This window comes from Thalassospira profundimaris (assembly GCF_003326755.1).
In the GTDB taxonomy this organism is placed as follows: Bacteria; Pseudomonadota; Alphaproteobacteria; order Rhodospirillales; family Thalassospiraceae; genus Thalassospira; species Thalassospira profundimaris_B.
Genome location: NZ_JPWH01000012.1, coordinates 25,876 through 45,778, shown reverse-complemented (window position 1 = coordinate 45,778; position 19,903 = coordinate 25,876). Strand labels below are relative to the sequence as shown.

The 19,903-nt window shown below is 55.2% G+C and carries 18 protein-coding genes and 1 riboswitch; of the genes, 12 read left to right on the top strand and 6 right to left on the bottom strand.

The genetic code is table 11. The annotated features are described in order from the left end of the window. Window positions 1–18 precede the first annotated feature (18 nt). From TH25_RS14705 to TH25_RS14685, 5 genes are all read left to right on the top strand, one after another. Entirely contained in the window at window positions 19–858 is an 840-nt protein-coding gene (locus tag TH25_RS14705) for a peptidylprolyl isomerase (protein ID WP_114089116.1), read from the top strand. Between the two features lie 177 nt (window positions 859–1,035). Next, window positions 1,036–2,265 carry a bifunctional glutamate N-acetyltransferase/amino-acid acetyltransferase ArgJ gene (gene argJ, locus TH25_RS14700; RefSeq protein WP_114089115.1) on the top strand — a complete coding sequence of 410 codons (1,230 nt, stop codon included), beginning with the start codon at window positions 1,036–1,038 and terminating at the stop codon, window positions 2,263–2,265. Between the two features lie 293 nt (window positions 2,266–2,558). Continuing rightward, on the top strand, window positions 2,559–3,779 hold the full coding sequence (locus TH25_RS14695; RefSeq protein ID WP_114089114.1) for a response regulator: 1,221 nt from the start codon (window positions 2,559–2,561) through the stop codon (window positions 3,777–3,779). A gap of 19 nt (window positions 3,780–3,798) precedes the next feature. Further along, the gene (locus TH25_RS14690) at window positions 3,799–5,058 is read left to right on the top strand and encodes an HD domain-containing phosphohydrolase (RefSeq protein ID WP_114089113.1); all 1,260 of its coding nucleotides are present in this window, start codon (window positions 3,799–3,801) and stop codon (window positions 5,056–5,058) included. A gap of 6 nt (window positions 5,059–5,064) precedes the next feature. Next, window positions 5,065–6,501: a two-component system sensor histidine kinase NtrB gene (locus TH25_RS14685; protein ID WP_114089112.1), complete on the top strand. Its 1,437-nt coding sequence runs from the start codon at window positions 5,065–5,067 to the stop codon at window positions 6,499–6,501. Window positions 6,502–6,537: 36 nt separating this feature from the next. On the opposite strand, the gene TH25_RS14680 is transcribed toward TH25_RS14685, so the two are convergent. Both TH25_RS14680 and TH25_RS14675 read right to left on the bottom strand, forming a co-directional pair. After that, window positions 6,538–6,855, bottom strand: coding sequence for a YnfA family protein (locus TH25_RS14680; RefSeq protein ID WP_114089111.1), 318 nt, complete (start codon window positions 6,853–6,855; stop codon window positions 6,538–6,540). A gap of 93 nt (window positions 6,856–6,948) precedes the next feature. Next, entirely contained in the window at window positions 6,949–7,953 is a 1,005-nt protein-coding gene (locus TH25_RS14675; protein ID WP_114089110.1) for an asparaginase, read from the bottom strand. Window positions 7,954–8,190: 237 nt separating this feature from the next. Here TH25_RS14675 and TH25_RS14670 point away from each other — a divergent pair, with 237 nt between their 5' ends. Next, window positions 8,191–9,033 (top strand): hypothetical protein, encoded by an 843-nt coding sequence (locus TH25_RS14670; RefSeq protein WP_114089109.1) that lies wholly within the window; start codon window positions 8,191–8,193, stop codon window positions 9,031–9,033. A gap of 85 nt (window positions 9,034–9,118) precedes the next feature. Here TH25_RS14670 and TH25_RS14665 read toward each other — a convergent pair whose 3' ends face one another. Then, the gene (locus TH25_RS14665; RefSeq protein WP_114089108.1) at window positions 9,119–9,592 is read right to left on the bottom strand and encodes an Lrp/AsnC family transcriptional regulator; all 474 of its coding nucleotides are present in this window, start codon (window positions 9,590–9,592) and stop codon (window positions 9,119–9,121) included. A gap of 162 nt (window positions 9,593–9,754) precedes the next feature. Here TH25_RS14665 and phhA point away from each other — a divergent pair, with 162 nt between their 5' ends. Then, on the top strand, window positions 9,755–10,705 hold the full coding sequence (phhA, locus tag TH25_RS14660; protein WP_114089107.1) for a phenylalanine 4-monooxygenase: 951 nt from the start codon (window positions 9,755–9,757) through the stop codon (window positions 10,703–10,705). A gap of 106 nt (window positions 10,706–10,811) precedes the next feature. Here phhA and TH25_RS14655 read toward each other — a convergent pair whose 3' ends face one another. Next, window positions 10,812–11,231 carry a response regulator gene (locus TH25_RS14655; protein WP_114089106.1) on the bottom strand — a complete coding sequence of 140 codons (420 nt, stop codon included), beginning with the start codon at window positions 11,229–11,231 and terminating at the stop codon, window positions 10,812–10,814. Window positions 11,232–11,761: 530 nt separating this feature from the next. Then, a riboswitch (cobalamin riboswitch) is annotated at window positions 11,762–11,874 on the top strand. Window positions 11,875–11,984: 110 nt separating this feature from the next. Between TH25_RS14655 and TH25_RS14650 the strand changes: the two genes are divergently transcribed. From TH25_RS14650 to TH25_RS14630, 5 genes are all read left to right on the top strand, one after another. Continuing rightward, window positions 11,985–14,039, top strand: a complete 2,055-nt coding sequence (locus tag TH25_RS14650) for a methylmalonyl-CoA mutase family protein (protein WP_114089105.1) — start codon at window positions 11,985–11,987, stop codon at window positions 14,037–14,039. A gap of 2 nt (window positions 14,040–14,041) precedes the next feature. After that, window positions 14,042–16,198: a methylmalonyl-CoA mutase gene (gene scpA / locus TH25_RS14645; RefSeq protein ID WP_114089104.1), complete on the top strand. Its 2,157-nt coding sequence runs from the start codon at window positions 14,042–14,044 to the stop codon at window positions 16,196–16,198. Between the two features lie 116 nt (window positions 16,199–16,314). After that, a complete protein-coding gene (gene meaB, locus TH25_RS14640) occupies window positions 16,315–17,373 on the top strand; it encodes a methylmalonyl Co-A mutase-associated GTPase MeaB (protein WP_258549166.1) in 1,059 nt (352 codons plus the stop codon). 100 nt (window positions 17,374–17,473) lie between these two features. Further along, window positions 17,474–18,772, top strand: a complete 1,299-nt coding sequence (locus TH25_RS14635) for an SDR family oxidoreductase (protein WP_114089103.1) — start codon at window positions 17,474–17,476, stop codon at window positions 18,770–18,772. Further along, window positions 18,769–19,236 carry a DUF2269 family protein gene (locus tag TH25_RS14630; protein WP_114089102.1) on the top strand — a complete coding sequence of 156 codons (468 nt, stop codon included), beginning with the start codon at window positions 18,769–18,771 and terminating at the stop codon, window positions 19,234–19,236. Before TH25_RS14635 ends, TH25_RS14630 begins: the two co-directional genes overlap by 4 nt. A gap of 53 nt (window positions 19,237–19,289) precedes the next feature. Here TH25_RS14630 and TH25_RS25075 read toward each other — a convergent pair whose 3' ends face one another. Together TH25_RS25075 and TH25_RS24785 are read right to left on the bottom strand one after the other, a co-directional pair. Next, window positions 19,290–19,442, bottom strand: a complete 153-nt coding sequence (locus tag TH25_RS25075; RefSeq protein WP_181847632.1) for a hypothetical protein — start codon at window positions 19,440–19,442, stop codon at window positions 19,290–19,292. A 148-nt stretch (window positions 19,443–19,590) separates the two neighbouring features. Beyond that, entirely contained in the window at window positions 19,591–19,854 is a 264-nt protein-coding gene (locus tag TH25_RS24785; RefSeq protein ID WP_147253027.1) for a hypothetical protein, read from the bottom strand. Window positions 19,855–19,903: the final 49 nt, after the last annotated feature.

The following is a 19,903-nucleotide window of genomic DNA, read 5'->3' as shown; positions in this document are numbered from 1 at the left end:
AATAAATCTGGAGAAACCATGCTGCGTAAAACCCTTCTTGCTGCCTCACTGGCCTCGGTCCTTCTTGCATCACCGGCCTTGGCGCAGGATTCCGCTCCCGCTCAAGACAAGGTTCTGGCAACCGTCAACGGCGAAAAAATCATGGAATCCGAAGTCCGTGCAACGCAGCAGGGTCTTCCGGCACAATACCGCCAGTATCCGTTTGAAGCCCTGAAGCCGATGCTGCTGGACCGCGAAATCAGCCAGCGCCTGTTGACAATGGCGGGTGAAAAGGCCGGTCTGAATGACGACAAAGAGGTCAAGGAACGGGTTGCCGCCATGAAGCGCCGCATCGTTGCCGAAACCTATCTGGACCGTCAGATCGACAAGATCGTGACCGAAGATGCGCTGAAAAAACGCTATGAAGAGTTCGTCAAAACCAACGAACCGGAAAACGAGGTTCATGCCCGTCACATCCTGCTGAAAACCGAAGATGACGCAAAAGCCGTGATCAAGGAACTCGATGACGGTGCCGATTTTGCCGAACTGGCAAAAGAAAAATCCACCGGTCCGTCCGGCCCCAATGGCGGCGACCTGGGCTTTTTCACCCACGAACAGATGGTGCCGGAATTTGCCGATGCCGCTTTCAAAATGGAACCGGGCACCTACAGCAAGGAACCGGTCAAAACCCAGTTTGGCTGGCACGTGATCAAGGTGGAAGAAACCAAAAAAGGCGAACAGCCGACCTTTGAAGAAAAGCGTCAGGAGCTGGCCGCCGAAATGACCCAGGAAGCCTATAAAAAAATCATTGCCGATCTTCGTGCCGATGCGAAAATCGACAACACCCTGGACACCCCGGAAGCAAAAGAAAGCAAATAAGCAAGAAAGCATGCCCACAAGGCATGTTATCAGCTTCATTGCAGACAATGAAACGGGGTTGGCCCAGCAGGGGCCGGCCCCGTTTTTTATAGACGACAGCCTTTGGGTTGCTAAAACAGACGGGCACCCCATTTCGTATTTCCGGTAATCACCGGCCAGACAAGGGACATGACACACATGGCTGCACATTCCGTTTCACCGCTTGCCCCGGCTTCTTTTCCCGACCTGCCCGAAATTGACGGCGTGAAACTGCACACCGCCACCCTTGGCATCCGCTATAAGGGCCGCCCGGATGTTTTGCTGGCCGAACTGGCCGAAGGCACAAGTGTGGCTGCCGTTTTCACCACCTCCACCACGGCATCGGCCGCCGTGCGCTGGGGCCGTGAGGCCCTGCGCGGCGGCAAGGCCCGGGCGTTTCTGGTCAATGCGGGCAATTCAATTGCCTTTACCGGCAAGGCTGGTGAACAGTTTGTCGCCGATGAAGTTGCCGCCACCAGCGCCCTTCTGTCTTGCGAAAAGAACGAGGTTTTCACCGCCTCCACCGGGGTGATTGGCGAACCGGCCACGGCAAACCGCATCACCGATGCCCTGCCCGCCATGCTGGAAGAAACCGCCACCTGGGGCGATGCCGCCCGGGCCATCATGACCACCGACACCTTTGCCAAAGGTGCAACCGCCAGCGCCGAGATTGGCGGCAAGGTGGTCAAAATCGCCGGTATTGCCAAGGGTTCAGGCATGATCGAACCCAATATGGCCACCATGCTGGCCTTTGTCTTTACCGATGCCAAAATTCCCCACGCCACCCTTCAGGCGATGCTGGCAGACTGCAATGGCCGCAGCTTCAATGCCATCACGGTCGATAGCGACACCTCCACATCCGATACGCTGCTATGTGCGGCGACCGGTGCGGCAGGCAACCCGGAATTTGATGATGCCGACGGTGCGGACCTTGCCGGTTTCAAAACCGCACTGGAAGCCGTGCTGGTGGACCTTGCCCATCAGATCGTGCGCGACGGTGAAGGGGCCAGCAAATTTATCACCGTCAATGTCACCTCGGCGCTTAATGATGCCGAAGCCAAAACTGCCGCCAAGGCCATTGCCAATTCTCCGCTGGTGAAAACCGCCATTGCCGGTGAAGACGCCAACTGGGGCCGTATCGTGATGGCGGTCGGTAAATGCGGTGTGATGGCCGACCCTTATAAACTGACCGTCTCCATCGGTGGCATTCCGCTGGCCCATAAGGGCGAACGCGTTGCCGATTTTGATGAAGCCCCCGTTACCGCCCACATCAAAGGGCAGTATGTCGATATTGACGTTGATCTTGGTTTTGGCAATGGCAGCGCCACCGTCTGGACCTGCGATCTGACGCATGGCTACATCTCGATCAATGCTGATTACCGCAGCTAATAGTGCCCCTGTCGGTCTTCAGGGTTTTCAGTGATTTTCGCTGTCGCAAAGACGCCTTCGGGCGTCTTTGTTGTTTTCAGACCAAACCCGGTACGGCCGGGCTTTGCCCCGGTCTTTTCCTTGCACTTTGTTCAAAGTCAACCCAGAATTAAGAAAAGGTACAACTGAACTACCAAAAGAAATAAAAACCGGCATAAACTGCAATAACAGTATTTCCATTGCCGTTCCTTTTTTTCAGCGTCGCGAAACCCCAAATACAAAAAACGGAATGCAGTGTTTGGCAGGGCCGACAAATGGACAAAGTGCTCTTCGTCGATGATGACGAAAACATACTGAACGGATTACGCCGGCGGCTGCACGCCCGGTGCCCGGCATGGCAAACCCATTTCGCCACCAGCGGCAAAATGGCGCTGGAACTGTGTGATCGCACCGATATGGATGTTGTCGTTAGCGATATGCGCATGCCCAATATGGACGGGTCAACGCTGCTGGAGAAAATCCGTATTGCCCACCCCGCCACAACACGCATCATTCTTTCGGGTTTTGCCGAAGACGAAGCAATTTTACGCACGGTTGGCCCGGCCCATCAATATCTGGCCAAGCCCTGTGACGAGGAATTGCTCGTCAGTACAATCGAACATGCCCTTGACCTGAAGGACATGCTGCAAAGACCGGCCCTGCGCGCCCTGATGTCAGGCATTGATGCGATTGCCTCCCCGCCCGATACCTATATGCGGCTGGTCGAAGTCCTGGAAGACCCGATGGCAGGCAATGACAAAATTACCGCCATCGTCTCGGCCGATATTGCGCTGACAGCCGAAGTCTTAAAGCTAACCAACTCAGCCTATTTTGCCATCACACAAAAAATTGGCTCGGTTTCCCATGCCATTCGCATGATCGGCATGGATACCCTGAAATCCCTGGCGCTGTTTATTGGCCTGTTTCAAAGTTTTACGGGGCCGTCCCATGTCACCGCGCGCCTGAAACGTCTTTGCCATCGCAGCCAGCAAATCGGCGTTACCGCCGCCCTAATTGCCGAAGCCGAAGGACTGGATAAACAGATCACAATGATGGTGCCATCCGCCGGAATGTTAAGCCATATCGGCAGCCTGGTCCTGATGATGAACAAACCCGATGAGATGCAGGACGTTATGGCCAGGGTGGAAAGCGAAAACATATCGATCATTGATGCCGAAGCCGAGCAGTTTGGCGCAGCACACCCTGAAATCGGCGCTTATCTTTTGGGATTATGGGGGTTTCCCGGCCCCGTCGTGCAATCAGTTGCCTTTCATCATACGCCTTCACGGGTGCCCGAACGCACCATGACACCCCTTGCCGCCATTTATGTCGCCCAGCTTTTGTGCCGCGACATCAACAATGAAAAACGGGCCAAACCCTTCGCCGAGCAGATTGATATGGCCTATCTCGCCGAAATTGGCAAAGCCGACAGGCTGGAAACGTGGCGGCAGATCGCCACCACGGTAAACGAACAATACAAAACCCTGACCAAATAACCGAAAAAAGGAGGGTGCGATGGAAACGGACAAGGTTCTTTTTGTTGATGATGATGAAAACCTGCTGCGGGGTGTTCGTCGCACCATGCGCGGCAAGTTCAATCTGTCGGTTGCCGTTGGCGGCGCACAGGCCCTTGAAATTCTGGCCGGGGAAGGGCCCTTTGCCGTCTGTATTGCCGATATGCGCATGCCGGGCATGACCGGGGTGGAACTGCTTGAAACCATTTCCAAAAAATATCCGGAAACGGTGGGCATCATGCTGACCGGCAATGCCGATCAGGGTACGGCGATCGAGGCCATCAATCGCGGCAGTATTTTTCGGTTTTTCAACAAACCCTGTGACGATGCCCTGCTTGAAAACGGCATTCGCGCCGCCCTGCGCCAGTATCAGTTGATCACGGCGGAACGCAACCTGATCGAACAGTCCCTGGCAGGCAGCATCAAGGTTCTGACCGATGTTCTGGCCCAGCTTAACCCAACCATTTTTGGCCGTGCCATGCGGGTCAAACGGTGGTGTGACCAGATCGCTGCGCCAATTGACTATCCGCAACCCTGGGAACTGGGCCTGGCCGCCCTGCTCTGTCCGATTGGTATGGTTTCACTCCCGCCCGACCTTCTCAGCCGCATGTCGGGCGACAAACCCCTGCAACCGCTTGAACGCGACATTGTCAAACGCACCCCCGAGGTTGCCGCCAGACTGATTGCCAATATCCCCCGCCTCGAAAATGTGGCGGAAATTGTTGGTATGCAAAACCGCAATTTCGATGGCACCGGCTTTCCCGATACCGGCCCGGTCGGAACCGGTATTCCGCTGGGGGCGCGGGTTTTACGCATTCTGAACTCCCTTGCCGAACGGACGGGCAGCGATACCCTGATGACACAGGATTTTGACGAACTGCTCTATCAGAAACACCGCTATGACCTGGACCTGCTATCCCGGTTGCGCACGCTGCTTGCGACTGTTGATTCAGTTTATGACGAAACCATCTACCCGGACGGCCAGGAACTGACCATCACGATCAAGGAATTGCGGGTGGGAGATTACCTGCTGACCGACCTTGAAACCGCCGAAAATCGCGTTTTGCTGACCCACGGAAACTTCATTTCCGAGGTTCAGTTGCAACGCCTGCGCATCTTTGAACGGCTGCACAAATTCCGTGAACCAATTGATGTGCGCCGGGGTGGGCGCGGCTTTAAATCCGGCACTGACAAAGGCCCCGGCGCGGGGCAGGCACCCAAGGCCGCAGCATCATCCCCTGCACAAGAATCAAAAGGCTGACACACCATGACTGCATCTGCCGCCATCCCCGAAACCGCCCTTGAGATACCAGTGGAACCAAAGGAACTCCTGTCTTCCAATGACAAGGCCGATTTTGACCTGATCGCGGCCGTGCGCGAACTGGGCCTGCCCGACGATATTGCAACCCGGGTGGAACTGCTGATCGAAGCGCAGAAAAAACGCGAACACGAATCCGCCCAGCGCCTGCAAACCATCCTTGATAGTGTGGTAGAGGGCATTCTGATTGTCGATGGTGTGGGACGCATCCAGGATTGCAACAAATCGGCCTGTGTTTTACTGCGCACCGAACATGACCATCTGGTCAATTCCGGTGCCGATGAAATGTTCATCGATCGCAAAAATACCGTGCGCCACAAATTGCTCAATCGCTGCATCAATATCAGCAGCGGCATTTTGCGCTATGACTATACCGAAACAATGGGCCAGCGCCGCGATGGCGATAGCTTTCCGATGGAAATCATTGTCAGCCCGGCGCATTTCATGGGGGAAAACAGCTTTCTTTATATTTTCCGTGATATTACCCGGCGCAAACAGGCCGAAGAATCGCAAAAAAAGCTCGAAGGCGAATTGCGCGAGGCCCTTAAGCTGGAGGCCATCGGCCATCTCGCGGGCGGTATTGCGCATGAAATCAACACGCCCAGCCAATATATTCGCGATAACCTGAAATTCCTCAATGACGGCTATGGATCTTTATCCCGCCTGTTGGGGTCGGCGTTAAACACCCTTTGGAAACATCGCGATGCCCTGCCCGAAGGCACATTTCGCGAATTTTCCAAACAGATGCGCGATGCCGACCTTGAATTCCTGCTAGATGAAATTCCCCATGCCACCCAGCAATCGCTTGATGGCATCAACCAGGTCGCACGGATCGTGCTGTCGATGAAGGAATTTTCCCATCCCGGCAGCAGCGAAAAAACCGCTACCGACATTAACCGTATTCTGTCCAACGTGATTGTCATTTCACGCAATGAATGGAAACACAGTGCAAATCTGACCGAGGAACTGGACCCGGAACTGCCGCATATTCCGTGTTTTATTAATGAGATCAACCAGGTGTTCCTGAACCTGATCGTCAATGCCGCCCAGGCGATTGAAATGGCAGGCAGAAGCGTTGAAGAAGGGCATATTCACGTTAAAACCACCGCCATTGACGACCAAATCTTGGTCAGCGTCACCGACAATGGCACCGGCATTGCCAAGGAAAACCGCTCCAAAATCTTCAACCCGTTTTTCACCACCAAGGAAGTCGGCAAAGGCACGGGTCAGGGCCTGGCGATTACCCACGATATTGTACAAATCAAACATGGCGGGCGGATCTGGTTTGAAACCCAAATGGGCAAAGGCACCACTTTTCACGTGCTGCTTCCAGGCGAAGACCGCAGCGGAACCAAGGCCGGATCGCCCCCTAAAAAACAGGCCTGATCGTTTGCAAACAGGGTGTGCCACCCTGCCTATTGCCTATCGCGGGGCGAATAAAATGATCATTGCCCCAAAAAGGCACAGGCTGGCCCCGGCAAGGTCCCAGCGATCAGGGCGCATGCCTTCGATCAGCCATAGCCAGCCTAACGACGCGGCAATGTAAACCCCGCCATAGGCGGCATAGGCCCGTCCGGCAAAGGCGCTATCGACCCGTGTCAGCAACACGGCAAATACCACCAGCGACACAATACCAGGCAACAGCCACATCGCCGATTTTCCCGCCCGCAACCACGACCAGAAGGCAAAACAGCCGGCAATTTCGGCAAGGGCGGCCAAAATATAAACCAATATCGACATTCCCCTCCCCCTGCTTGCAAAAAGGACCCTTGACGTGCTGTTGGCGCAATCAAAGGCCCTTTCCATCATGTCATTGCGACGGTTCGATAAACGTTAAAAGGCCGGGCGCATATCTCCGGCATATTTACCGGCCCAGTTGGTCAGAACCGGGGTCAAAGAATCCTTCAGGGTTTCGGCCCGGGCATCGTCTATCACGCCATGACGGCGCAACAAGGCACCCATCGCCACTTCAGCCCCGCGCTGCGCCCCATCATCGATCTTCAGGGCAACACCCAGCCCGTGGCGCGGAAATGCTGCGCAATAAACGCCTTCCGCCCCAACCTTGACCAGGGCATCTTCGCCGCACACTTCCATCACCTTGGTGCAAAAACGGCCAGTACCCGCCACCATAAACGGATCCGCTGCACAGCCCTTGCGAATGCGTTCAACCGCCTTTTTACGGGTTTCCGACAGCCCGGACGGGTCCGCCATGCGGGCCATTGCCAGGCCCAGATCGCGCAGGCGCATCCCGATCACCGGAATGCCACAGCCATCAATACCGCGCGGCGTATCGGACAAATCGCAATCACCCATTTCTTCCAGCACGCGAATAAGTCGCTGCTGCACCGGATGGGCTTCTTCAATATAGCCCGCCGGGTCTTCACCCAGATGCACCGCTGTTGTCAAAAAGCCCGAATGCTTGCCCGAACAGTTATTGTGCGCCTTGGTCAGTTGCACATGGTCCACCGCCTGTTCAATCGCCGAGGCCAGGCGCAACGAATAATGCGGCGCACATTCCAGCGTATCAACCGACAGGCCCAGTTTTTCAAGCCATGCCGCCACGGTATGGGCATGGCGTTCCTCGCCATTATGCGACGAACAGGCCAGGGCAATATGCTGGTCTTGCAAATCAAAGGCATCGGCAGCGCCGCTTTCGATCAGCGGAATGGCCAATAACGGCTTGATGGCGGAGCGCGGATACATCAGCGCATCAATATCGCCGCCCTGCTCGATCACCGTGCCATCGGCCTTCATCACCACATAGCGGCCCCGATGAAAACTTTCCACCATCGTGCCCCGGGTCGCTTCGGCAAGAATGGGATTGGCAATATTGGACATAAAAAGCTCCGCAAATATCGGGAGGACGCAAAAACAGCAAAACTGCCCTCTCCTATGCCTGAAATGCCCTGCAAAAGGCAAGAACCGTTACAAACCGCAGCGCAGCAAAAGTGCAGCTTTTTACGCGTTCATTCCCGCCTCACGCCAACAAGGGAACGATTCCCATATCGCCGCCAGCAAAGAACGCAAAAATGGAAATTCAATTCCAAACAAATCAACCTTAACAGGAAATCAGCGATGAAACGCACAGTTTTTGCCATTTGCGCAATCACCATAATGCAGGTTTTTGCCCTGCCCGCCTATGCCGAGGACAAATGGATTAATCCCCAAGACGCCATCGCACAGCTCTGGTCTGCCCGTGCGCCAGCCGGACAGGGAAAGGACTGGCCGGTTGACCAGTGCAATAATTGGAATGCCTTGCCTGCCAACATTCAGGCCGCGTCGACCAGAACAAATTCCGGGCTGGTCATTCCCACCATCGACATTGACCGCGCAGTATTAACCAATGGCCTGAAACAAATGGCACAATCGCTGCTGGCCTATGACCTGGACGAAACAGAAGCTGGCCATTTCTATCCAACTTCTGACATCGATGGCCCGTTAAATATGGATGCCACATTTTGGCAGGATGCCGCCCGTTCCCCGCATGGCAACGCGCTGGATCACTTGCCCGTTCTTGATATATCAGGGTTTCACAACGAACTGCATATGACAGAAGTCCTGAAAGACAAAAACCGGGCCGAGGTCATGGATACCCTCAATAACACCGGTAACATGTTCAACAGTCAGCGATGGAACTATTACGCCGCGCGGTTTTCCAAGGTAGGCCAGGACACCATTCCGCTCACGGGTTATGTCGAATTTACGCAAAATGAAATCTTGCAGGATAACCAGTATGCGTTTGCCCAAGCCGATGGACGCATCGTCTATGACTATGTCAATAAAATCGTCTATTACACCCCCGCCCATTACAAACTTTGGAAAAAGGCGGATTTCGCACCAGACAATTCACCGGCATATGACTGCAATCCGGCTGGAACCTGCTGCGATGCGTTCTTTAAAATAGCCGATACAAAATAACATATTTGCCATGTTAGACCGGACAGCAATCATAACGCCCTGTCCGGTCAACACCTGCCTGTGAAACGCCACGCAGTTCGGACCGCTACGAAATCACCGGAATCGCCGTTTCGTTTTTATATTCCTTCAATACCAGGCTGGATTGCACATCGCGCACATTGGGCATGGACAGCAGCTTGTGAGTGACAAAATCCCCGAAACTTTCAATATCGCGCGCCAGGGCCATCAACAAAAAATCCTGCCGCCCCGTCATCGCCCAGCAGGACAAAACTTCCGGCAGGTCATTCATGGCACGGGCAAAATCCTCGGTCCCGACCTCGGTATGGCGTTGCAGACGGACCTGCACGGTTGCCAGCACCCCCAGGCCCATCTTTTTTCGGTCCAGCAGTGCCACGGTTTTGCGAATCAGCCCTGCCGCTTCAAGCTGTTTGACCCGGCGCAAGCACGGTGATGGCGACATGCCTACCATTTCTGCCAGTGCCACATTGCTGATCCCGGCATCCTTTTGCAGAATGTTCAGGATTTTCACATCGGTGGCAGACAATGTTATTTCGGTCATTTTCACCCCAATATTTCAAAAATCGCGTCATATTATGACACATAAGCCGCAAAACAGCACCCACTTCGCCGGGAAATGACGCCAATTTTGATGTAAAATTGAAAGCCTGAAAACGGAAAACCGGCCAAAGAATGCCGGGCATAAATTGTCAGTGAGGACGTCATGAACAAGTTTCAGGCCGAAAAACCATCCGCCCCGAGCGAGGATCCTGCCTTTAGCAAGGCAGCTTCCGCAGCCGACCACACGACACATCAACCGCCCGCGCCAAATTTGCGCGGTGATTACAGCCATGTACATGACGATTACACCGTCGATCAGGATTGGGAGAAATATACCGACGCCGAACATGCCCTGTGGCGCGAGCTTTATCAGCGTCAAAGTACCATTTTGCCCGGCAAGGCGGCGGATGACTATATTGCCAATCTGGCGCGCATGGATGCCGCAAATGCGATTCCCCGCTTTGATAAAATCAGCGAACAGCTTTTTGCCGCCACCGGCTGGCGGCTGGTCGCGGTACCCGGCCTGGTGCCCGACGATGCGTTTTTTGACCATCTTGCCAACCGGCGTTTTCCCGTCACGGTGTGGCTGCGCAAACCCGAAGAAATCGACTATCTGGTGGAACCCGACATTTTCCACGATTTTTTCGGCCATGTGCCCATGCTGTTTGACCCGGTCTTTGCCGATTATCTTGCCGCCTATGGCGCCAAGGGGCCAGAGGCCATCCGCCAGGGTGCGCTCAAGCAGCTTGCCCGGCTTTACTGGTACATGGTCGAATTTGGCCTGATCAAGACCAAGGAGGGTCTGCGCGCCTATGGTGCGGGCATGTTATCGTCAAAAAGCGAGACTTTATATTGCCTTAACGACCCCAAACCCAATCGCATCGGATTTGCACTGGAACGTGTGATGCGAACGGATTACAAGATCGACGATTTTCAAAAAACCTACTTTGTCCTTGAAAGCTATGATGAGCTTTTCGAGGCCACTTTGCAGGATTTTGGAAATCTCTATGCGCGGCTGGCCGCCCTGCCGGTGATTCCACCTTCCGGGGTACTGGCATCAGACCGCGTGTATCACTTCGGTAACGAAGGATACGCCTTCGATGGCACCAATTAAAACCAGGTGCCTGGACAAGGGAGCTTGCCCGCCGGTTGCAAAATTGTGACCGGCGGGTTTTATTTTGCCCGGCATAACCGGCACAAAAGAAGCATCATAAAGGCGATTAGTGGCTCATCACGTTTTCCAGAACACGATTAAGCTGTGCCACCACAACCATCGGGCTGGAATCCTTACTGATAAAATCAGCCGCCCCCAGGGCTTCGGCCTGGGCACGGGTATCGGCATCAAAATGGGCCGAGAAAAACAGAACCGGCACGTCACGTGCGCAGGGGAAGCGGCGGCGAATTTCGCAAAAGGCTTCAAAGCCGCTCATGCCCGGCATTTCCAGATCCAGAATAATGGCGCGCGGGGCCAGGCCATCCAGGGAATCGATCAGATCATCGGCGCAATCAAATCCCGCAACCGCGTAACCGGCACGGCGCAAAACCGTCTCAAGGGCGGCTTTGGCACTCGGGCTATCATCTGCAAAGGCCACCAGACCCGACAGGCTGGGATAGGGCGGCACGGCGCTTAGCGCGTTCATGAATGGCTTCTCTCCGAATTTCAGGACATCCCGACCATAGACACTGAAAATGTCGAATTGGTTAAATGTCGAAATTTTGCCGCAATTAAACGGCTCGTTCGCTCCAGCCTGCGACAAACATCAGCAAATCTGCGGTTTCAAACCACCGGCCAATAACCATAAAAACCGTCCGGAAACGCCCTGCATGCCCATAGCCGCGCTTTAATGCCCCCATTTTGACGAGAAATTATTAATCCAAATTCCATCTCACACAGATGCACACGGATGCGTTCCTCGCCGAAAAATGCCCAGCCAAAAGCGCGACATCCCACCAAAGTCTGAGATCAGCGCTTCTGTTGGGCTTTGCCCGCAGCGATCACCCGTTTGGCACAACACCCTGTTGAAGCTTGAGATAAAACGATTTTCCTGCTCCCTTGCGGCAACTTTGTCACCCCCTGTCCGGATAAATAGGTATTTCCATGCCTATTTACTGAATTAAGAGAGGATGCTATAAACAGGACCGTCGCAGCAAGGCGACATGAAACCTTTTCCGGGAATTCGGTGCGGCATCCGCCAAAGCCGAAACTGCCCCCGCAACTGTTGGTTCCGTAACGTCAGACCACAAACAGGGTCTTTCATCGCGATGGAACAAGTCAGATTACCGGGAATGTTTCGCTCTCTAGCTGGCCGGGCGGGGTGTACCGGGCGACGGGGACCCACAGCACCGCATATGACCATGCCGGTGTTTCCTATCGACCGCGACCGGGAGCAACCATGACCGATCAGAGCTTGAAACTGGCATCTGAATTTCCGCCTGCCGATTATGCGGCGTGGCGCAAACTGGCCGAAGCCGCCCTGAATGGCGCGCCGTTTGACAAAAAACTGGTCACGCATCTGCGTGACGGTTTTGACATTCAGCCCATTTATACAGCCGACGATCTGGATGGTGACACGGCACAGATTCATGACGGCCTGGTTGCCACAAGCAAACAATTGCCCGCAGGTGATGATGCCGCCGCAACCGGCTGGGACATTCGCCAGCTTCATGCCCACCCGGACCTCAAAGCCGTTAACACCGCCATTCTTGAAGATCTGGAAAATGGTGTGACATCGGTGTTGCTGCGCCTGGATCATGCCGCCCGGTTTGGCAATGGCCCTGATGGCGATGATGCCGGGCTGGGCGGAGTGATGATTTATAACCTTGATGATCTGAACAGCGCGCTTGAGGGTGTTTACACCAATCTGGCCCCCATCGCCCTAGATGGCGGGGCGGCGGCCATTCCCTTGGCCGCCGTGTTAACCGCGCGCATTGCCCGGGACGATAGCAGCAAAGATGCCGCCCCGGCATTTAACCTGGACCCGATTGGCACACTTGCGCGCGAGGGTTACTGTCCCACCAATATCGAGGATGCGCTGGAACAGGCGGCATCCTTTGCGCAAAACATTTCCGCAACATTCCCCCATGCCACGGCAATCAATGTCAACAGCACCGGCTGGTATAATGCCGGGGCGACCGACAGCATGGAACTTGCCATTGCGCTCGCAACCGGGCTTGCCTATTTCCGTGCGCTGGTCAAAGGCGGCATGGACGGAGCCAGGGCCGCCGCCAGCATCACCTTCACCACCGCCATTGGCAGCGACTTTTTTGCCGGTATCGCCAAGCTGCGTGCCCTGCGTTTGATGTGGCGGCGTATTTTGCAGGCATCGGACGTCAAAGATGGCGCGGTTTCGATAAGCGCGATGTCGGCCGAACAAATCATCACCAAGGTGGACCCGTGGGTGAACATGCTGCGCACCACAGTCACCAGCTTTGCCGCCGGGCTGGGCGGGGCCGATAGTGTGGTGTGCCTGCCCTATGACCATGCCATTGGCCTGCCCGACAGCTTTTCGCGCCGCATTGCCCGCAACACGCAACTGATTTTGCAGGAAGAAAGCAATGTTCATCGCGTCATCGACCCGGCCGGTGGTTCGTGGTTTATTGAAAATCTCACCCGTGATCTTGCCCTGAATGCCTGGCAGAAATTCCAGGATATTGAAGGCAATGGCGGCATTGTCAGCGCGGTTGAAAATGGCAGCCTGGCCCGCGAAATTGCCGATCTGTGGCAAAAACGCGAATCGCGCCTTGCCACCCGGCGCGAGCCGTTAACCGGTGTATCCGAGTTCCCCAATATTGACGAGGCCGCCGTCACCTGCGAGCAACCCGATATCGCCGCCCTTCGCGCCGCTGCCGCATCCCGCCCCGGCAGTGCCGATGATAAAATCGGCCATGACTTTGCCGATCTGGTCAAGGCCGCAAAAAACGGGGCCAGCATCGCGCAGCTTTTCACCGCCCTTTATGGCGGCGCAACGCCCACCCGCATTACCCCACTTCCCCGGCATCGCCTCTCCGAAGCCTTCGAGGGCAATCGCAGGCGGGCATCGGCCCACAAGCAGGAAACCGGCACGGCACCACAAATTTTCCTGTGTAATATTGGCCGCGTTGCCGAACATACGGCGCGTGCCTCCTTTTCCCGCAATTTCTTTGGCGCGGGTGGGATAGAGGCAATTTCCAATAATGGCTTTGCCAACGCCCATGATGCCGCCACTGCCTTTGGCGATAGCGGGGCCAAGGTCGCCATCATTTGCGGATCAGACACACAATATGCAGAACATGCCGCCGAAATGGCAAAGGCCTTAAAGGCAGCCGGGGCGAGCAGAATTTACCTTGCCGGGCATCCCGGCGATAACCGCGCTGCCTTTGAGGCAGCAGGCATTGATGATTTCATTTTTATGGGGTCGGATGTGATTGCCACAACCACCACCACCCTTGACCATCTGGGAGTGAAATAACCATGACCCGGATCCCCGATTTTTCCGACCTGCCCCTGTTCGACAGCACCGGTGATGCACCTTCTGCCCCGGCATCAGCCGTGCCGTGGCACACCCCGGAGGGCATTGATGTAAAGCCGGTTTATGGCCGCGATGACCTGAACGGGCTGGACCATTTGCACACCATGCCGGGCATACCGCCCTTTTTGCGCGGCCCCTATCCCACCATGTATGTGCAGCGCCCCTGGACGATCCGCCAATATGCCGGTTTTTCCACCGCCGAGGAATCCAACGCCTTTTACCGCCGCAACCTTGCCGCCGGGCAAAAAGGCCTTTCCATCGCCTTTGACCTTGCCACCCATCGCGGCTATGACAGCGACCATCCCCGTGTCGCGGGCGATGTTGGCATGGCCGGTGTGGCGATTGACAGCATCTATGACATGCGCACCCTTTTTGATGGCATCCCGCTCGATCAAATGTCGGTGTCCATGACGATGAATGGCGCGGTCTTGCCGGTAATGGCGCTTTATATCGCCGCGGCCGAGGAACAGGGCGTTAAACATGCCCAGCTTTCCGGCACCATCCAGAACGACATTCTCAAAGAATTCATGGTGCGCAACACCTATATCTATCCGCCCAAACCATCCATGCGGATCATTTCGGATATTTTTGCCTTCACATCGCAAAACATGCCGAAATTCAATTCCATTTCGATTTCCGGCTATCACATGCAGGAAGCCGGGGCGACGGCAGACCTTGAACTGGCCTATACCCTGGCCGATGGCGTGGAATATGCCCGTGCGGGCATGGCTGCCGGGCTGGATATTGATAAATTTGCCCCGCGTCTGTCGTTTTTCTGGGCGATTGGCATGAATTTCTTTATGGAAATTGCCAAAATGCGCGCCGCCCGCATGATCTGGGCCAAGCTAATCAAACAGTTTGACCCGCAAAGCAACAAGTCGCTTTCGCTGCGCACCCACAGCCAGACATCGGGCTGGTCGCTGACCGCGCAGGATGTGTTTAACAATGTCATCCGCACCTGTGTCGAGGCCATGGCCTCCACCCAGGGCCATACCCAGTCGCTTCATACCAATGCACTGGACGAAGCCCTGGCCCTGCCGACCGATTTTTCCGCCCGCATTGCCCGCAATACCCAGCTGTTTTTGCAGCAGGAAAGTGGCACCACCAACGTGATCGACCCGTGGGGCGGCAGTTATTATGTCGAACGTCTCACCCGCGATCTGGCCGAAAAGGCCTGGAGCCATATTGCCGAGGTCGAAGAACAGGGCGGCATGGCAAAGGCGATTGAAGCCGGCATTCCCAAAATGCGCATCGAGGAAGCCGCCGCCCGCACCCAGGCCCGCATCGATAGTGGCCGCCAGTCACTGGTTGGGGTGAACAAATACCGCGTCACCGACGACCGCCCGGTGGATGTTTTGCAGGTTGATAATGCCGAAGTCCGCCGTCAGCAGATTGCCAAGCTGGAACGTTTGCGGGCCGAACGCGACGATGCAAGCGTTGAAAGTGCCCTGACCGCCCTGACAAATGCGGCGGGCGAAAAATCGGGCAATTTGCTGGAACTGGCCGTGCAGGCCGCCCGGGCGAAATGCACCGTGGGCGAAATTTCCGATGCACTGGAAAAGGTGTATGGCCGCCATCAGGCCGTCATCCGCTCCATTGCCGGGGTTTATAAAACCGAGGTCGGGGCGAATAACGCCGCACTCGAAAAGGTGTCCAAGCTGATTGATGCCTTTAACGAGGCCGAAGGCCGCCGCCCGCGTATCCTGATTGCCAAAATGGGCCAGGACGGGCATGACCGCGGGCAAAAGGTGATTGCAACAGCCTTCGCCGATTTGGGCTTTGATGTGGATATTGGTCCACTGTTCCAAACCCCGGAAGAGGCCGCCCGCCAGGCGGTTGAAAACGATGTGCATATTGTTGGTGCAAGCTCGCTTGCCGCAGGCCACTTGACGCTGGTGCCACAATTGCGGGCCGAATTGGATAAACTGGGCCGCGAGGACATCATGATTGTCGCCGGTGGCGTGATCCCGCCACAGGATTTCGACAAACTGTTTGCCGCCGGGGCCGAAGCCATTTTCCCGCCCGGCACCGTAATTGCGGAGGCCGCCAGCGAGTTGCTTGAAAAGTTGCTGGATGGCGAAACATCTGACGCGGCATAACGCATGACACAAGGCCAAGCCCGGTGAAAAAAGCATAGAACCACCGGGCTTGCCGACATAATCCATGCCGCCTTATGATGCGACACGACGAAATTGCGCGACAAAAAGGATTACCGGTGAAGGAAACCCTGCGAACCATTCCCGGCACCAGCACCACCACAAGCCCGCGCCCCCGGGCCAAGCGGCGCGTTCTAAGCACCGATGAAATTGTGAAGGGCGTCCTTGCGGGCAACCGCACCATCCTGTCGCGTGCCATTACCCTGGTTGAAAGCCGCAAGGCCGAGCATTTTGTGCAGGCACAACAGGTGCTTGAACAACTCATGCCCCATACCGGCGGCTCGCGGCGCATCGGCATTACCGGTGTTCCCGGTGTTGGCAAATCCACCTTTATCGAGGCCTTTGGCACCAAGCTGACCCGCGAAGGGCACAAGGTCGCCGTGCTGGCGGTTGACCCGACAAGTGCACGATCTGGCGGGTCCATTCTGGGTGATAAAACCCGGATGAACGAACTTTCGATTGACCCGAATGCCTATATTCGCCCGTCACCCAGCAGCGGCTATTTGGGCGGGGTAAACCGCATGACCCGCGAAACCATTTTGCTATGCGAGGCCGCAGGTTTTGACGTGGTACTGGTCGAAACCGTGGGGGCCGGGCAAAGCGAAACAATGGTTTCGCAAATGACCGATTTCTTTTTGGTGCTGATGCTGCCCGGGGCGGGCGATGAATTGCAGGGCATCAAAAAGGGTGTTCTGGAAATTGCCGATTTAATCGCGGTCAACAAATCCGACGCCGACCCGGCCAAGGCCCGCGAAGCCAAACGCGAATATTCATCGGCCCTGCGCATTTTACAGCCTTCCAGCCACCACTGGCGTCCGCAATCCATGATGGTTTCCTCACTAACGCGCGAGGGGCTCGATGACGTCTGGGACCTGATCAAACAGCACCGCCAGATCATGGAAAGCGAAGGAGAATTTACCGCCAAACGCGCCCGCCAGCAACATGACTGGATGTGGACCATGCTGCGCGACCGCCTGCTGGAAACCTTCACCCGGCGCGAGGATGTCAAATCACGCCTGAAAACACTGGAAAATGGCGTACTCGAGGGCACAACCCACCCTACTGCAGCTGTCGAGGAATTGCTTGGCCTGATCCATTCGTCGAACCAGGGTCGCTAATTTCTCCGTGCTTTCCTCATCCCGATCACGTTAGAACTCTCATATCGCCTTAAGGTCAGGACAAACCTGTTAATTTGGTTTGAATGGGAGCCAGCGGCACATGAAAAAGAAGATCTATGTGTTGGGTGCCTACGGACTGATTGGATCAGCCTGTGTGCGCCACCTTCTTCACGCCGGTTTTGATGTAACCGGTGTGGGACGATCCCTTAAAAAAGGCCTGCAAAGCAACAGCCGGATAGAGTGGTGTATAACTGATATTGCCAGGGCTTCGGTATCTGACTGGTCGGAAGTGCTCAAAGAGGCCGACATCGTGGTAAATGCCGCCGGTGCGCTTCAGGACGGGGGCCGGGACAACCTTGAGGCCATTCATGTCACGCTGATCGAAAACATCACCCGCGCCCTTGAGGGGCGAGATGTGCAGTTCATTCAAATATCCGCTGCCGGTGCAACCGAACAGGCCTCCACCTCCTTCATGCAAAGCAAGGCGCGTGGTGATCGGATATTGATCAATAGCCAAATCCCCTGGCAGATTTTTCGCCCATCCCTTGTCATTAGCCGGGATGCCTATGGTGGCACGGCCCTATTGCGGGCTGCCGCAGCCTTTCCGTTGATCAATTTTCAGATATTTCCGGAAACCCCGATACAAACCGTCTCGATTGATGACGTGACCTATGCAGTTGTCAAGGCAGCAAACGGTGCCATCCGAAGCGGGACCATTGCCGACCTTACCGAACCGAATTCACATCGCTTTGACGACCTCAAAACGGCCTTTCGCCAATGGCTTGGCTTGCCTGCATGGACGATAAACGTGAAAATCCCCGACGCCATAACGCGCCTGCTGGGGAAATGTGCCGACCTTGCCGGTTTGCTGGGATGGCGCGCACCTTTGCGCACAAACGCCCTGAAATCCCTGCAGGATGGCATCACCGCCGATGCAGATAGCTGGCAAAAAACCGGCAACCCGCCCTGCCGGTCGCTCGACGATACGTTATCAGCCATGCCTGCAACCGTGCAGGAACGCTGGTTTGCCAGGCTCTATCTGATGCTGCCCCTGGCAATCGGCATTCTGTCTTTGTTCTGGATTGCAAGTGGCACCATCGGTTTTTACGCCCTGAATGATGCCCGGCACATTCTGGTTGATCGTGGCATGTCACCAGAAGCAGGCATGTTTCTTGTTATCATTGGTGCGGTTGCCGATATTGTGCTTGGCACAGCAGTGCTGGTGCGCAGGTTCAGCAAATATGCCTGCCTTGGCATGATTGCCGTGTCTGCCGGATACCTCGTCAGCAGCCTGGCAACAGCACCCGACCTCTGGCTTGACCCGCTGGGGCCTTTGGTGAAGGTCGTGCCTTCCATCATCCTGACATTGTTCACCCTTGGCATTCTGGATGACAGATGACATATCATATACTGCTTTATGCCCATATCATCGGCGCATGCGTATTGCTGGGAACCGGCGCTGGTATCGCGTTCTTTTTCGTTGTTTCAAATTACTGGGGTACGCCCGAAATGATCGGGCATGTGGGGCGGATCGTTGTTCTGGCCGATACCATATTCACCGCAACCGCGGCTGTGTTTCAGCCCATTACCGGCTACTTTCTTGCCCACGAGGCAGGCTGGTCGCTTGGCGAACCCTGGATCATGCTCTCGCTGGGGCTTTATGTCATTGTCGGGATATTCTGGCTGCCGGTCGTCTGGATTCAAATACGCCTTCGCAACATGGCGCTTGAAGCCGCACGGCTGGGAACAGGCCTGAATGAAAGCTATCGGAAGCTTTATCGTATTTGGGTGATCTTTGGCTTTCCGGCCTTCATCGCCGTCATGCTGATCGTCTGGCTGATGATTTCAAAACCATATATCTGATGCGTGCAGGCCTGTTACATCAACGCCTGCACGCATCAAAAAGTCGCCAGGGCTTACTTGCTATCGGATTCTTTAAGCTTTTCCTTAAGCGTCTTCAATTTGTCGACGGCTTCCTGAATTTCGCGATCAACATGGGAATAGCTTTCCCGTTTGTCACGCGGCATGGCTTCAAGTTCATCCAATGCTTTTTCCACGATATACAACATCGCTGGGGTCCTCCAAATTTTGATTTAGACAATCTTTTATAATCAAACCAATTCCAGCCACCTGCAAAAACGACCGCAGGCCAGCCAGGTTCTATCCTATCCGCCTATCAGGTAAATAGGGTTTCGCAGTAAAAATAACCAGTCTTGATCACTTCGTTTTGACCACCAAAAGGGTAGCTATCCATTTTTCCCAATACCAAACCAGATAGGGTATATAGACCAACGACTTTACCATACCGGAACGTGCAAAATGATGCTGGGCAATGCCATACCAGATTATAACGCTTTTTGCACTGTACCAGTTGCTGCCCATTTGTTCTTTTTTACCCAAACTCCGCTTGACGATCCTGCGCGACACCGGCAAAACACGCATTGATACCGACGCATGGCGGGACAGAGAAAAAACGGCCATTATGATGGCCATTGGGCCTGTTGATACGCCGGTTAAACGGTTCGGGCAC

What these genes read in the sequence shown, in the direction of transcription:
- TH25_RS14655 (WP_114089106.1), bottom strand. Translation starts at nt 11,231, where the DNA reads ATGAACGCGCTAAGCGCCGTGCCGCCCTATCCCAGCCTGTCGGGTCTG.
- TH25_RS14635 (WP_114089103.1), top strand. Translation starts at nt 17,474, where the DNA reads ATGAAAAAGAAGATCTATGTGTTGGGTGCCTACGGACTGATTGGATCA.
- argJ (WP_114089115.1), top strand. Translation starts at nt 1,036, where the DNA reads ATGGCTGCACATTCCGTTTCACCGCTTGCCCCGGCTTCTTTTCCCGAC.
- TH25_RS14685 (WP_114089112.1), top strand. Translation starts at nt 5,065, where the DNA reads ATGACTGCATCTGCCGCCATCCCCGAAACCGCCCTTGAGATACCAGTG.
- TH25_RS14665 (WP_114089108.1), bottom strand. Translation starts at nt 9,592, where the DNA reads ATGACCGAAATAACATTGTCTGCCACCGATGTGAAAATCCTGAACATT.
- TH25_RS14690 (WP_114089113.1), top strand. Translation starts at nt 3,799, where the DNA reads ATGGAAACGGACAAGGTTCTTTTTGTTGATGATGATGAAAACCTGCTG.
- scpA (WP_114089104.1), top strand. Translation starts at nt 14,042, where the DNA reads ATGACCCGGATCCCCGATTTTTCCGACCTGCCCCTGTTCGACAGCACC.
- phhA (WP_114089107.1), top strand. Translation starts at nt 9,755, where the DNA reads ATGAACAAGTTTCAGGCCGAAAAACCATCCGCCCCGAGCGAGGATCCT.
- TH25_RS25075 (WP_181847632.1), bottom strand. Translation starts at nt 19,442, where the DNA reads ATGTTGTATATCGTGGAAAAAGCATTGGATGAACTTGAAGCCATGCCG.
- TH25_RS14630 (WP_114089102.1), top strand. Translation starts at nt 18,769, where the DNA reads ATGACATATCATATACTGCTTTATGCCCATATCATCGGCGCATGCGTA.
- TH25_RS14680 (WP_114089111.1), bottom strand. Translation starts at nt 6,855, where the DNA reads ATGTCGATATTGGTTTATATTTTGGCCGCCCTTGCCGAAATTGCCGGC.
- TH25_RS14650 (WP_114089105.1), top strand. Translation starts at nt 11,985, where the DNA reads ATGACCGATCAGAGCTTGAAACTGGCATCTGAATTTCCGCCTGCCGAT.
- TH25_RS14675 (WP_114089110.1), bottom strand. Translation starts at nt 7,953, where the DNA reads ATGTCCAATATTGCCAATCCCATTCTTGCCGAAGCGACCCGGGGCACG.
- TH25_RS14695 (WP_114089114.1), top strand. Translation starts at nt 2,559, where the DNA reads ATGGACAAAGTGCTCTTCGTCGATGATGACGAAAACATACTGAACGGA.
- TH25_RS14705 (WP_114089116.1), top strand. Translation starts at nt 19, where the DNA reads ATGCTGCGTAAAACCCTTCTTGCTGCCTCACTGGCCTCGGTCCTTCTT.
- TH25_RS24785 (WP_147253027.1), bottom strand. Translation starts at nt 19,854, where the DNA reads ATGGCCGTTTTTTCTCTGTCCCGCCATGCGTCGGTATCAATGCGTGTT.
- TH25_RS14670 (WP_114089109.1), top strand. Translation starts at nt 8,191, where the DNA reads ATGAAACGCACAGTTTTTGCCATTTGCGCAATCACCATAATGCAGGTT.